The sequence below is a fragment of the Neolewinella litorea genome, assembly GCF_004803465.1.
Taxonomy (GTDB): domain Bacteria; phylum Bacteroidota; class Bacteroidia; order Chitinophagales; family Saprospiraceae; genus Neolewinella; species Neolewinella litorea.
In genome coordinates, this window is record NZ_SRSF01000001.1 from 686,541 (window position 1) to 700,509 (window position 13,969).

General features: G+C 60.2%; 11 protein-coding genes. 7 read left to right on the forward strand and 4 right to left on the reverse strand.

Annotated elements, in window-relative coordinates; all coding sequences use genetic code 11:
• Positions 1-96: 96 nt before the first annotated feature.
• Together E4021_RS02900 and E4021_RS02905 are read right to left on the reverse strand one after the other, a co-directional pair.
• A complete protein-coding gene (locus tag E4021_RS02900) occupies positions 97-903 on the reverse strand; it encodes an anti-sigma factor (RefSeq protein ID WP_136456402.1) in 807 nt (268 codons plus the stop codon).
• An 18-nt stretch (positions 904-921) separates the two neighbouring features.
• The gene (locus tag E4021_RS02905) at positions 922-1,509 is read right to left on the reverse strand and encodes an RNA polymerase sigma factor (RefSeq protein ID WP_168797440.1); all 588 of its coding nucleotides are present in this window, start codon (positions 1,507-1,509) and stop codon (positions 922-924) included.
• A gap of 178 nt (positions 1,510-1,687) precedes the next feature.
• Here E4021_RS02905 and E4021_RS02910 point away from each other — a divergent pair, with 178 nt between their 5' ends.
• From E4021_RS02910 to E4021_RS02925, 4 genes are read left to right on the forward strand one after another with little or no spacing between them, the layout of a single operon-like run.
• Entirely contained in the window at positions 1,688-2,623 is a 936-nt protein-coding gene (locus tag E4021_RS02910; protein WP_136456404.1) for a lytic transglycosylase domain-containing protein, read from the forward strand.
• 10 nt (positions 2,624-2,633) lie between these two features.
• Positions 2,634-4,130 carry a GH3 auxin-responsive promoter family protein gene (locus E4021_RS02915; protein ID WP_136456405.1) on the forward strand — a complete coding sequence of 499 codons (1,497 nt, stop codon included), beginning with the start codon at positions 2,634-2,636 and terminating at the stop codon, positions 4,128-4,130.
• A 39-nt stretch (positions 4,131-4,169) separates the two neighbouring features.
• Positions 4,170-6,410, forward strand: coding sequence for a glycoside hydrolase family 3 N-terminal domain-containing protein (locus E4021_RS02920; RefSeq protein ID WP_168797441.1), 2,241 nt, complete (start codon positions 4,170-4,172; stop codon positions 6,408-6,410).
• A 9-nt stretch (positions 6,411-6,419) separates the two neighbouring features.
• A complete protein-coding gene (locus tag E4021_RS02925; protein ID WP_136456407.1) occupies positions 6,420-8,864 on the forward strand; it encodes a zinc-dependent metalloprotease in 2,445 nt (814 codons plus the stop codon).
• An 8-nt stretch (positions 8,865-8,872) separates the two neighbouring features.
• Here E4021_RS02925 and E4021_RS02930 read toward each other — a convergent pair whose 3' ends face one another.
• On the reverse strand, positions 8,873-10,423 hold the full coding sequence (locus E4021_RS02930) for an amidohydrolase family protein (RefSeq protein WP_136456408.1): 1,551 nt from the start codon (positions 10,421-10,423) through the stop codon (positions 8,873-8,875).
• A gap of 144 nt (positions 10,424-10,567) precedes the next feature.
• On the opposite strand from E4021_RS02930, the gene E4021_RS02935 reads away from it, so the two are divergent.
• The 3 genes from E4021_RS02935 to truB are packed head-to-tail and all read left to right on the forward strand — an operon-like array spanning position 10,568 to position 12,427.
• Positions 10,568-10,906, forward strand: coding sequence for a DUF3098 domain-containing protein (locus E4021_RS02935; RefSeq protein WP_136456409.1), 339 nt, complete (start codon positions 10,568-10,570; stop codon positions 10,904-10,906).
• Positions 10,907-10,909: 3 nt separating this feature from the next.
• Positions 10,910-11,704: an undecaprenyl-diphosphate phosphatase gene (locus E4021_RS02940; protein WP_136456410.1), complete on the forward strand. Its 795-nt coding sequence runs from the start codon at positions 10,910-10,912 to the stop codon at positions 11,702-11,704.
• Positions 11,705-11,713: 9 nt separating this feature from the next.
• Positions 11,714-12,427 (forward strand): tRNA pseudouridine(55) synthase TruB, encoded by a 714-nt coding sequence (truB, locus tag E4021_RS02945; protein WP_136456411.1) that lies wholly within the window; start codon positions 11,714-11,716, stop codon positions 12,425-12,427.
• Positions 12,428-12,433: 6 nt separating this feature from the next.
• Here the strand turns inward: truB and glpK are convergent, their stop codons facing one another.
• Positions 12,434-13,921, reverse strand: a complete 1,488-nt coding sequence (glpK, locus tag E4021_RS02950) for a glycerol kinase GlpK (protein ID WP_136457247.1) — start codon at positions 13,919-13,921, stop codon at positions 12,434-12,436.
• Positions 13,922-13,969: the final 48 nt, after the last annotated feature.

A 13,969-nucleotide genomic window follows, 5' to 3' on the forward strand; every position in this document is an offset into this window, starting at 1 on the left:
AGAGCGGAGCGGCCCGCCATCGCCGCAAGATTTAATGGGTGTTCTCATAGTGTGTGGACTGTCCCGGTAGCCTTTAGGTTATTCGGGGCAGTTTTTTTATGAGCCCACCTCTCCGATCACCTGAAGTTGTGTCAGATCGGGGGTCGGCTTGCCGCCCTCGTCTTCCAGGGTGATGGCAAAAGCCGCGGCGTTTGGCACGAAGGGTACGTTAAGCAAGGCCTCCTGTGAAAGGTCACGGTCCAGCACACCGAGATCCTGCGGGCCCTGGGCATCGATGGCCCAGAGTTGATATTGTTTGCCGGCGGGCGGCGGGGGCAGGTTAGCCGCGGAGAAGAGCACGGTACCGTCGGTCTCATTATAAAAAACGAGGGCGCGGCTCTCAGGGGCATTATCGGAACCGGACAGCAGGATGCCACGGGTATCTACGTCGGTGAGTACCGCAAGTTGCTCTCGATCCGCCTCATATTCGCTAGCGATTTGCGCGCAGCTGGCCTGCATAATGGACAATTCCTCGCGGGCGTCCTGCAGTTCATCCTGACGTTCGCGGTGTTCCAGGTAGAAATAGGCCAGGGCGGCCAGGGTAAGGGCAAGTAAAGCCAGCATCAGCCAGGTCACCCACCCGCTGCCCCCGGATGTAACCTCGGAGGTGGCCGGCGCAGCGGGGCTAGATGTAGTCGGGCGAATGCGGCTGAGCACGGAGGTAAGTACTTCCGGCGGCGGGGGCGTGGCCTGCCCCTGCAGCAACGCGTATTCTTCCAGACCGATCTCGATCTGCTCGATCTCCTCCCTGACCTCCGGATACTGCTCCGCATACGCCTCCACCCGCCGACGTTCGTCGGGGGAAAGACGATCGAGAACGTAGAGTTCCAGAACGCCGGAGTTTATGTATGCTGTGAGGTCCACTGAGGTGAATGGCGAAGGTTAAGTGATGAAATTAAACAGGCAAACAAAGAGGATTATCAGTTCACTTTTCAGGATTTCCCTCAGTTTCTGCAGGGCACGCCGTGAGCGGGTCTTCACCGTACCCAGGGGCAGGTCAAGTTCCTCGGCAGCTTCCGCCTGAGTGTAATCCTTGAAGTAGAGCAGGTCGATGATCGACCGGTAGTTGGCGTCGAGCCGCGTAAGCAGGTTGGACAGCCCAATGTGCTCCACGGACATTGTCTCGCTGTTGCTGCGATTAATTACGACAACATCAAGCTCATCGGTTTTCCCAGCCTTGCGGTAAGATTTGGATCGGACGCGGTCAATGGCGGCGTTTCTCGCGATGCGGGCCATCCAGGTGAACAGCCTGCTCTTGGCCGGGTCGTACTGACCGACATTGTCCCAAATCCGCATGAGTACATCCTGCAGGACTTCCTCGGCTATCCGCTGTTCGGTGACGATCTGGCCGATAATGTTGTTCAAGGCCCCGCCGTAGTGTTCAAACAGGTATCGCATGCCGGCCTCGTCCCGCTTGCGCAGCAGCTCCAGCAGAACGTCTTGTCTGTCTTTACCGGCCGTGGCGGACATTAATTCATAAGAATTTAGCGGCCCCGAATTAGATCGGGAGGGGAATTGGGGGTAAATAATTCGCCGTTGGAGACGGTAAATTATTTGATTGAGCAAGCGGTTTAGGTACGGCAGCCGACACGTTAATACCTTTGGGCGAAGAGCGAACCGGTGCCTACCGGCCACAAAGTAACAAATTATGAAAGCATTGATCAGTGGAATCGGAGTTGGGGCGGTTTTTCTGCTGGGATGGCTCATCCTGCTCAGCACGGGGGACGGCCGGCAGCACCCGGCCACAGGGGAGCAGGATACGAACGACACTATCCCAGCCGGCCACCTGGCCCAGGTAGTGCGCCCCATGGACCTGAGCGGTCCATTTTCCTTCGCCGGAGAGGAACTGCCCCTCGACAATTTCGACGTGCGCGAGCGACTCGATCTGGAACTGATGCGCAACGCCTACTTCCACCGCAACACACTGCTACTGCTCAAGCGTCAGGGACGCTATTTCCCTACCCTGGAGAAAATCCTGCGCGAGGAAGGCGTGCCGGACGACCTGAAGTACCTGGCCGCCGCCGAAAGCACCCTCGACGAGGTAGTGAGTCCGGCGGGGGCCCGCGGCGTGTGGCAAATGATGGCCCCTACGGCCCGGGCCTATGGCCTGGAGGTAAACGAGGAAGTGGACGAGCGGTATCACCTGGAAAAAGCTACCCGGGCCGCCGCCAGCTACCTGAAGGATTATTACCGGCAGTTCGGCGACTGGAGCAAGGTAGCCGCCGCATACAACATGGGTGGACCCAACCTGAAAAAATGGATGGACCGCCAACGTGCCGAGGAAGTTTTCGATCTCGACATCAACAACGAAACGATGCAATACCTTTTCCGCATCGTTGCGCTCAAGTACATTATGGAGTACCCCGAGAAGTTCGGCTACCACGTGCCGGAAGCGGCTCGTTATCCGGTGCTCGACAACTACCGTACGGTCACCGTCACCGAATCCCAATCCAACCTTGGTGAGTTTGCCCGGGCCCACGGAACCACCTACCGGATGCTGAAACTGTATAATCCCTGGCTGGTGTCCGGCAGCCTTACGGTGCGCAACGGCCGCACGTACACCATCCGAATCCCCAACGTCTGATTCCCGGTCCATGAAGTCCAAGCTGATCCGTCCCTACGCCTATTACGTCCGTCGCCGCCTGAAATTCCGGGCCAGGATGGCCGTAGCGTTACAGGAAGAGATCCGCCGGGACCTCGTCCGTACCGCCCGCGATACCCGATTTGGTCAGGACCACGATTTTGCGGCCATCCAGAATTACCAAGACTTTACCGAACGGGTACCCATCGGCGATTACGAGGCCTTTCGGCCTTACGCCGACCGCATCAAGGCAGGTGACCGCGATGTAAGCTGGCCCGGCCGCCCCCGCTACCTGGCCAAGACGAGCGGCACGACCAGCGGCGTCAAATACATCCCCCTGACCCGTGACAGCCTGCCCAACCACTTTGGATCGGCCCGCAACGCACTCTTCAACTACGTGGGCGAAACCGGTCACGCCCGCTGGCTGGACGGGAAAATGATCTTCCTCAGCGGAAGTCCGGAAATGGACGACACCAACGGTATCCCCACCGGGCGCCTTTCCGGCATTGTCAACCACGAGGTACCGGCCTGGCTGCGCACTAACCAGTTGCCCAGCTACGCAACCAACTGCATCGAGGATTGGGAGACCAAGCTCGAGGCAATAGTTGATGAGACCATAGCAGCCGACATGCGCCTGATCAGTGGAATCCCCCCCTGGGTGCAGATGTATTATGAGCGACTACTGGCTCGCAGCGGAAAATCGACGGTCAAGGAATTGTTTCCAAACCTGGAGATGTTTGTCTACGGTGGGGTCAACTTCGAGCCCTACCGGGAAAGCCTGGAGCGCCTCGTGGGTGCCCGTATCCCCAGCGTCGAAACCTACCCCGCCAGTGAAGGATTTATCGCTTTCCAGGATAGCCAGACCGAGCCGGGCCTGCTGCTGAACACCAACAGCGGCATCTTTTTCGAATTTGTGCCCACCGAAGAAATGGGTTCGGACGCTCCCCGGCGGTTGTCGCTGGGAGAAGTTGAGCTTGGAGTCAACTACGCCCTGGTTCTTTCGTCGACGGCCGGACTGTGGGCCTACGACATCGGCGATACCGTTGAGTTCGTCAGCCTTACGCCCCATCGAATCCGCGTGACCGGGCGCACCAAGCATTACATCTCTGCCTTCGGCGAACACGTGATCGGCAAGGAGGTAGAAGCAGCACTCCGGGAAGTGGCCGCGCGCCACCGCGTGGAGGTTACCGAATTCACCGTTGCCCCCCAGGTGTCGCCCCCTTCGGGCCTACCCTATCACGAATGGCTGGTTGAGTTCGGCCGCCCGCCGGAAGACGCCGCCCGCTTCGCCGAGGAACTCGATCGGGCCATGGTTGAACAGAACGTATACTACCGTGATCTGATTGAAGGCAAGGTCCTGCGCCCCCTGGTGCTGACTTCCCTACCGCCCGGAGCATTCCGCCGGTACATGAAGGAATCGGGCAAACTTGGCGGTCAAAACAAGGTGCCGCGCCTCTCCAACGACCGCGGTATTGCCGATCGCCTCGGAGGAGGTAAAGGTGATCATTAGTGTTGAATGCTTAGCTTAGCGCCGAACCATTTTCCCGCTATGCGTAACCAGTTGACCCTGCTCCTTGTACTAATCGCTTGCACCTGCGTACGCGCCCAACCTGCCTTTTCCTTTCTCACGGAAGACGAGAACGCCTTTGTCCGGTCTGAATTGCAACGCCTGACGCTGCGCCAGAAAGCGGGCCAGATGACCCAGGTGGCCGTCGACCTGGTCTTTGAAGGACCAACCTACGTACTGACCGTACCTCCGGTAATGAGCGAGGAACGGGTGAATCGGATTATTGGTGAACTGGAGATCGGTTCCGTCCTGAACGTGCCCAGCCGCTCCATCCCAACCGTGGAAGAATACCACGACTACATCGGCCGACTGCAGGCCAAAGCCATGGAGACCACCGGTATCCCTATCCTTTACGGGCAGGACGCCGTCCACGGTGTCAACTACGTACGGGGTTCTACGCTTTTTGCCCAGCCCCTCGGGGTAGCGGCCTCCTTCAATACGGAGCTGGCCCGTGAACTGGCCCGTATCACCGCTTACGAAATGAAGGCCGCCAGCATTCCCTGGAACTTCAGTCCGGCGATGGACGTAGGTCGCCACCCCGCCTGGCCCCGTAACTGGGAAAGCTTCGGGGAAGACCCGTACGTGAATCAGAAATTCGGACTGGCCATGGTGCAGGGGTACCAGGGTGACGACGTGAGCGATAAAACCAGCGTGGTGGCGTGCCTGAAGCACTTCACTGGTTACGGCTCACCCCGCACCGGCCGCGACCGCACGCCCTCCTACCTACCCGAACGACAACTGCGCGAATACTACCTGCCGCAGTTTCAGGCCGCGATCGACTCCGGCGCGCTCACCGTTATGATCAATTCCGGAGAAATCAACGGCATCCCGGTACACACCAGCAAGGAATTGCTCACGGACGTGCTGCGGGGGGAAATGGGCTTCGAAGGACTGCTGGTATCAGACTGGCAGGACGTACGCTACCTCTACGAGCGGCACCAGGTGGCCCGCAACCTGAAGGAGGCCGTGAAAATGGCCATTGACGCCGGTATGGATATGAGCATGACGGCCGTGACTACCGAATTCCCCGAGGTGGTAGTCGAACTGGTGCAGGAGGGAGCGCTCACTGAGAGCCGCATCGACACATCGGTCGCCCGTATCCTGGCGGTGAAGGTGGCCCTCGGGTTGTACGAGAAGCACCTGTGGGACCCGGCCGAGTTTCCGGATTTTGGCAGTGAGCGGTTTGCCCGCAAGGCCCTGCAGTCGGCGGAGGAAGCCATTGTCCTGCTGAAGAACGACGGGTTACCGCTTCCCATCGGTGCCGATCAACGCGTCCTGTTGGTAGGACCCACGGCCGATAACATGCGTAGCCTGAACGGGGGTTGGACCTACAGCTGGCAGGGCGACAAGGCCGATGAATATTTGCAGGAGTACAACACCATTCGCGAAGCGCTGGAAAAGGAATTCCCCGATCGGCTGACGTACGTGGAAGGGGCCAGTTTCGATACCCTCAAGAACGTGGAGGCGGCCGTAACCGCCGCCGTTGAGGCCGACATTCTAGTGGTATGTCTGGGCGAATTGTCCTATACGGAGGATCCGGGCAACATCAACAGCCTTATCCTGCCCGAAGCGCAGCGCCGGTTGTTTAACGAATTACACGCAACGGGCAAGCCCATCGTACTCATCATGGCCGCCGGCCGGCCCCGCCTGATGTCGTCCATGGCCAACCGTTCCCGCGCGGTACTCTTTGCTCCCTACCCCGGCCCCCGCGGCGGGGATGCCCTGGCGGCCATTCTATCGGGCCGGGTCAATCCCAGCGGCAGGCTCCCCCTCACCTACCCTCGCCATCCCAATGCGTTGGAAACCTACGATCACAAGGCTACCGAAGCGCGTAACGGCAGCTTCAATCCCCTGTTCGAGTTTGGTGCCGGACTGAGCTACACCGATTTCAAATACAGTGAACTGTCGCTGAGCAGCCGCGTCATGAACCCCGGCGATAGCCTGGAAGTGAGTCTGCGGGTCACCAACGAAGGCGACCAGGCAGGTAAGCACGCAGTGCTGCTTTTCACATCGGACCTTGTAGCCAGCGTTACGCCCAGCGTGCGCCGTCTGCGGCGCTTCACCAAACTACACCTGGAGCCCGGCGAGTACCGCGACATCACCTTTATCCTGACGCCGCAAGACCTGGCCTTCATTGGCCGTGACCAGCGGGCCGTGACCGAGGCGGGCACCTTTCGGGTTTCCGTGGGCAACCTTACCAAAGAATTCGATTACGAAGATTAAAAACTGACCATGCGATACCTCTCGCTGCTGCTCTTTCTGGGCCTGACTGCCTGTTTCACCCCCCGGGAAACCGTCCAGACGGAACCCGACATCCCATCCGTGCAAACACAAGCACCGGATGCCACGGCCAAAATCGAGAAGAAGCCCAAGTTCAAAGCCTACGGGGAGGTAATCACGCCGGAGGCCGAAACGGATGAGGGGCTCTTTACCGTACACCACGTTGGTGAAGAGTACTACTTCGAGATACCCTTCAGTTTGCTGAACCGCGACCTTTTGCTGGTTACCCGCATTGCCAAAATCCCCGCCGAACTGGGCGGCGGCTACCTTAACGCCGGGTCCAAAACCAACGAGCAGCTCGTCCGCTGGAACCGCGTGGGCGACGCTGTACATCTCACCTCCGTCTCGTACAGCAGCGTGGCTGATACCTCGTTGCCCATCAATATGTCGGTGCAGGATAACAACTATGCGCCAGTGGTCATGGCCTTCAAGATCGCCACTTTTAACCCCGATTCCACCGCCGCCGTCATTCCGGTGAAGGAGTTGTTCGTCAGCGACGTGCAGGCCATCTCCGGCCTGAGTAAGCGGCTGCGCAAGGAATACGAGGTCCGCAGTCTGGACAAGGATCGCAGTTTCATCAGCCGCATGGCCAGTTATCCGGAAAACGTCGAGGTGCGGCACGACATGACCTACGCGGCCAACGATCCGCCCTCGAATGCCCGTACCGGCACGATCAGTATGCAACTCAGCCAGTCGATGTACCTGCTGCCGGAGCAGCCCATGCAGCCGCGCCTCTACGATGAGCGCGTGGGCTGGTTCACGGTGCGCCAGGTGGACTACGGCTCGGAGGCCCTGAAGGCCGACGAAAAACGCTATATCAAACGCTGGAAACTGGTGCCCAAGGATCCCGAGGCCTACGCGCGCGGCGAATTGGTGGAACCCGAAGAACCGATCGTATACTACCTCGACCCCGCTACTCCTGAGAAATTCCGGACCTTCTTCCGGCAAGGTATCGAGGATTGGCAGGAAGCCTTCGAAGCCGCGGGCTTCAAGAACGCCATCGTGGCCCGCGACGCCCCCTCCCGGGCCGAAGATCCCGACTGGAGTCCGGAGGATGCCCGCTACTCGGTGGTCCGCTACGTAGCCTCCACCACCCGCAACGCCATCGGCCCGAGTGTCGTCGACCCCCGGTCAGGGCAGATCATCGAAAGCGACATCATCTGGTACCACAATCACCTGCGCAGTTACCGAAACCGGTACATGCTGGAAACCGGTGCCGCCAACCCCTCGGCCCGGACCCTGGATACCCCCGATGCCGAGATCGGCGAAATGATGCGCCGCGTCATCAGCCACGAAGTAGGGCACGCCCTCGGCCTTCCCCACAATATGAAGGCGAGCTACGCCTACCCGACCGACAGCCTGCGGTCCGCCACCTTCACTAACACCTGGGGACTTGCGTCGACGATCATGGACTATACCCGCTATAATTACGTTGCCCAACCCGGTGACGATGGCGTCCGGTGGGTAAGGATGCTCGGCCCGTACGACATATACGCCATTAACTGGGGCTACCGCTACCTGCCCGAGGCCCGGAGCGCGGCGGCAGAGAAGGACAGTCTCAACGCCTGGATCGCGGAAAAACAGGGCGACCCGGTATACCTCTTCGGTGGTTACAGTTCCTCCGACCCCAGCGCCCAAACCGAAGCGGTGGGCGACGATCCCGTTAAAGCCAGCCGTTACGGAATGAAGAACCTACGGATCGTGGCCGCCAACCTGGCCGACTGGACCACCCGCGACGGTGAGGACTACGCGGACCTGGAAGAGCTCTACGGAGAACTCCTGAGCGTGTGGTCGCGCTACGCCGCGCACGTTACGGCTAACATCGGTGGCGTGTACGAGCAGCTCAAGACTACGGATGAAGAAGGCAATGTTTACTCTCACCTCTCCGAAAAGGAGCAAGCGGAAGCCGTAGACTTCCTCAACGAAGAGGTATTTTCTACGCTGGAATGGCTGATGCCCGAACGCATCGTGGCCAATATCGGACCTTCCGGCATCGTGCAACGCATGCGCCGCCTGCAGTCCCGCCAGCTCAACAACCTTTTGGACGCGGACCGCCTGCTCCGCATGGTCGAAAACCAGGCCCTCAACGGATCGGCGGCCTACACTGCCCCCGAGATGCTGGAGCAACTGCGCCGTGGTCTGTGGGCCGACGCAATGGAAGGCAGGTCCATCGACGGCTTCCGTCGCAACCTGCAGCGGGCCCACGTCGAGCGATTGACGGAATTGCTTAACGAGGATGCGGAAGACGCGACCGACATTGGGGCGCTGGCCCGGGCCGAACTGTCAGCTATTGCCCGCCTGGCCCGTAGCGCTGCCTCCCGTTACCGCGAGGGTATCGTCAAGTATCACCTCCAGGAGGTCGAGGCCGACATCGAGGCCACCCTTACCGCCAAGTAGCGGTCCAGCTATTCGGCCTTGGCTTCCCGGACCATGGCCTTGACCGCCTCGCGGAGTTTGACGGCATCATATACGATGCCGTCCTTGATCGTGTACCGGATCCCTTCGGTGGTGGTTACCTCATTGTCCTCCGTGAGACGGGTGGTACCGGTGCCGTACAGGACCTTCAGGTCGGCCAGTGGGTTATCCCCCACGATGACCAGGTCGGCCAGTTTGCCCGCCTCCACGGTGCCGATCCGGTCTTCCATGCCGAGCGCTTCTGCTCCGTTCAGGGTAGCGGCTTGCACCACCTCCAGAGGGTGGAATCCGGCCTCGCGCAGCAGTTCCAGTTCGCGGATGTAGCCGAAGCCATACAATTGATAAATGTATCCTGAGTCGGAGCCGGCCGTGACCCGGCCGCCCCGGTTCTTGTACTCGTTGACAAAGGTCATCCACAGCCGGTAGTTCTCCTTCCAGTTTACCTCCTGCTCCGTTCCCCAGTGGTGCCAGTAGCTGCCGTGGCTCACGCGGCTGGGGGCGTAGAATTTCATCAGGCTCGGCAGGGTGTATTCCGCGTGCCAGTCGGCGTTGCGGGCCCGCATTACGTCGCGGTTCGCGTCGTAGATGTTAAAGGTCGGATTCAGGGTGAAGTCCAGTTCCAGCAGTTCGTTCATCACCGCGTTCCAGTGCTCGCTGTAGGGGGCGGCGGCCTGTTGCCAGAGGTTTCCGGCCTCCCCGAAGCGGTGCTCCTCGTTCTGGTAGTTGTAGTCAACCGGGTAATCCTGTACCCGGCGGTCCTCGAAAAGAGCTTCGGGTAAGCCGTACCAGTGTTCCATCGTCGTCAGGCCGGCCCGGGCGGAATGCAGCACGTTCCAGCGACCTACATCCATCTGCGCGTGGTGCATGGCGCTGCGCAGGCCCAATTTCTTGTTCTCCTCCAGGGCCGCCTGCATCAGGTCGGGGCGGGCTCCAAAGAATTTGATGCCATCGCTACCCTTTTCCTGATTCGCGCGCACCCAAAGCCGTACCTCCTCTGCGGTAGTGAACGGTTCCTTACGGCCCATTCCGAATCCGGTGTAGGCCAGGATGCGGGGAGCGGCGATTTCGTTGGTAGCCGAGCGGCGGCGGTGGTCCAGCGTCCATTCCAGACCGTTGAAGCTGCCCGGTTCGCGTACGGTGGTGATGCCGTGGCCCAGCCACAGTTTATATACGTAGTCGGGCGTCGTACCCTGGGCGTTGCCGCCGGTGTGGCCGTGCATGTCTACGAACCCCGGCAACACATACATACCCGAGGCGTCGATTTCCCGTCCGCCCGGCCGGAGCGGGGGCCGGCCCGCGGAATCAATAGGTACGCCGGGGAAACCGACGGTCTGCACCGAAACGATCCGGTTGCCTTCGACCACGATATCAACCGGGCCGGTGGGCGGGGCCAGGTTACCGTTGATCAGGATCGCCCCCCGGATGATCAGCTGCTCAAACGGACCGCTTCCGTAGTCGTCGCCGCGCGGTTTCGCGTCGGACATTTGGGCGCGTACGCTGGTGCAAAGGAGTAGCAGAAAGAGCAGAGGGAGGTGGCGCATCATATAGATTACTGTGTGGTGGCGGGAATATTGTCGTGTCGCAAGAAGGAACACGGGCGCTGCTAAAGTACATTGCCCGGCCTTACGGGACCTAGTAGCCCACGAATTCCATTACCTTCGCGGTGCCTAACGAATGAGCAGACCATGAGTAAACGGAAGAAGCAGAAAAGCCGTCCGACCGGCACCCCAGAGCCGGAGGCCGAATCCGTTCGGGTAGTGGCCAAACCAAAAACCAGTGCCGTACCCCGCAGTGCGGCGCGTACCGATCAACAGCCGCTGGTGTTTGGGAAGGACACCTACCTCTGGCTTGGCGGAGGCTTTCTCCTGATCGTAGTGGGCTTCCTGCTCATGACTGGCGGCCGGGGCGATGATCCCAATGTCTTCGACGAAAGCGTCATTTACAGCTGGCGCAAAATCACCCTGGCGCCCATCATCATCCTCTCCGGACTTGGGGTAGTGACGTACGCGATCTTCAAAAAATAGCAAGTGCTAGAATTGTTCCGCGCCATCGTCCTGGGTATCGTCCAGGGGCTCACTGAATTTTTGCCCGTCAGCAGCAGCGGCCATCTCGAACTTACGAAGTGGATGTTCGGCGACACCAGCCTGGCCGCCGAGAGCATGCTCATGACGGTAACCCTCCACGCCGCCACGGCCCTGGCGACCGTCGTAGTGTTCCGCAAGGACATCGGAGAAATCCTAACCGACCTCTTCCGCTTTGAATGGAACGGCGGTACGAAATTCGCCGCCCTCATCATCGTAAGTATGGTTCCCGCGGCTATCGTGGGAATACTCTACGACGACCTGCTTACTACCCTCTTCGACCGACAGATCGTGCTGGTCGCGCTCATGCTGGTCGTGACCGGACTCCTGCTGTTTCTGGCCGACCGGGCGCAGCGTACCGACAAGGCCGTGGGGTGGCGCGACGCCATTCTCATCGGCCTGTCGCAGGCGGTAGCCATCCTGCCTGGCATCAGCCGGTCTGGGGCCACGATTTCCACCAGCGTGCTGCTGGGCATCGACCGCGAGAAATCAGCAAGGTTTTCTTTCCTTATGGTCGTCCCCCTCATACTAGGTAAAATGGCCAAGGACCTGATCGACGGGGAGTTCACCGCTACTACCTCCACACCCGAGCTCGTCGCCGGCTTTCTGGCCGCCTTTTTCACCGGGATTCTTGCCTGCGTGTGGATGATCAAACTGGTCAAGCGGGCCAAGCTCAAGTACTTCGCCTACTACTGTTTCACCGTGGCGCTGGTCGTACTGCTCATCAAGTTTATCGCCTAAACCACCGCTATGTTACCCGCCGCCACCACTCCCCCGTTTTCGTTTGCGGAGGGTGCCCTTTTCCTGATTGATAAACCGGAAGGCTGGACCAGTTTTGACGTAGTCAACAAGCTACGGTGGAAGATCCGCAAGCGCCTAGGCGTGAAGAAATTCAAAGTGGGTCACGCCGGCACCCTCGACCCCATGGCTACCGGACTGCTCAGCCTTTGCGTGGGTAAGTGGACCAAGCGGCTGCAGGAACTCGAAGGCATGGACAAGGAATACACGGGCACCATCCGACTCGGCGCCACCACGCCCTCGTACGACGCGGAAACCGAGATCGACGAAACCTACCCTACCGGGCATCTTGACCTGCCCCTGCTCCAGCGCGCCGCCGCCCAATTTATCGGTCCGATTGAGCAACTGCCGCCGGTCTACTCGGCGATCAAGGTGGATGGGCAACCCCTGTATAAACGGGCCCGGCGCGGCGAGAAAGTGACCGTACAGCCGCGGGCGGTACGCGTGGACCGCTTCGATCTGCACAATTTCACCGGCGAAACGGTAGACTTTACCGTCACCTGCGGCAAAGGCACCTACATTCGGTCCCTGGCCTATGATTTGGGGCAAGCCGTAGATAGTGGTGGCCACCTGGTGGCCCTGCGGCGCACGGCGGTCGGCCCCTACCGGATCGAGGATGCGTGGCAACTGGACGACCTCCTGGATGCTATTGGTGACCCGGCCTGACGCCGATCAGTGGTCTTCCCAGGCCATGGTACGCTTGATCGCCTTCTGCCAACCGGCGTAGCGGCGATCGCGGTCATCCGACTCCATCTTCGGCTCAAAGGCCGCATCGAGTTGCCAGGTGGCGGCGAGGTCTTCCCGCTTCCAGAAACCCACGGCCAGGCCGGCCAGCATAGCCGCTCCCAGCGCCGTCGTTTCCACGATCTTGGGTCGCTCGACCGCAGCCCCCAGGATATCGGCCTGAAATTGCATCAGGAAATTGTTGGCGCTTGCTCCCCCGTCTACCCGCAGGGTTGATAGCGGCATTCCGGCGTCCTTTTGCATGGCTTCCAGCACGTCCTTTACCTGGTACGCCAGGCTCTGCAGGGTGGCACGTACGATGTGCGCCTTGGAGGTGCCGCGCGTCAGCCCGAAGATGGCCCCGCGTGCGTACATGTCCCAATACGGCGCACCCAGACCGGCAAAGGCCGGCACCACGTATACGCCATCCGTATCCTTCACCTTGTTGGCGTAGTATTCGCTGTCGGGCGCCTCGTCGATCAGTTTCAGACCGTCGCGTAACCATTGAATAGCGGCACCGGCGATAAATACGCTGCCCTCAAGGGCGTACTCCGTGTGGCCGTCGATCTCCCAGGCGATGGTGGTCAACAGGCCGTGCTTGCTTGGGACGGCTTCGGAGCCGGTGTTCAGCAGCATGAAGCAACCCGTACCGTAGGTATTCTTCGCCTGCCCGGGCTCGAAGCAGGCCTGTCCGAACAGGGCCGCGTGCTGGTCGCCGGCCATTCCGGCGATGGGTACCGCGGCGCCGAAGAGTTCGGTGTGTCCGTAGACTTCACTGCTGGATTTCACCTCGGGAAGCAGGGAGCGGGGCACCTCGAGTACCTCAAGCAATTTCTCGTCCCAGTCCCGCTTCCGAATATCGAACAGCATGGTCCGGCCGGCATTGGTGACGTCCGTAACGTGCACCTTTCCCCCGGTCAGCTGGTACACCAGCCAACTGTCCATAGTGCCGAAGCAGAGTTGGCCGGCTTCGGCTTTCTGCCGGGCACCGGGCACGTTGTCCAGTAACCACTTGATCTTCGTACCGCTGAAGTAGGCGTCGATGACCAGACCGGTGGTGGACCGAACGTGGTCCTCCAGTCCCTGGTCCTTGAGCTGGTCGCACAGCCCGGCCGTCCGGCGGTCCTGCCACACGATGGCGTTGTGGATCGGTCTGCCGATGGTGCGGTCCCAAATGAGGGTGGTTTCCCGTTGGTTGGTAATGCCGATAGCGGCCAGGTCGCTGGCCGGCACCCCCGTGCGGTCGAGCAGTTCCCGGACCACGGTAACCTGGGCGGTCCAGATTTCGTCGGCGTCGTGCTCTACCCAGGCGGGCTGGGGGTAATATTGAGTGAATTCCTTCTGGGCGGTAGCCACGATGGTGCCTTCGTGGCTGAAAAGGATGGCCCGCGAAGAGGTGGTGCCCTGGTCGAGGGCGAGAATATATTTCGGCATGATCACGTAGTGTGTGCCGCAATATATCAATTTAGGCTCTTGCGCTCACCG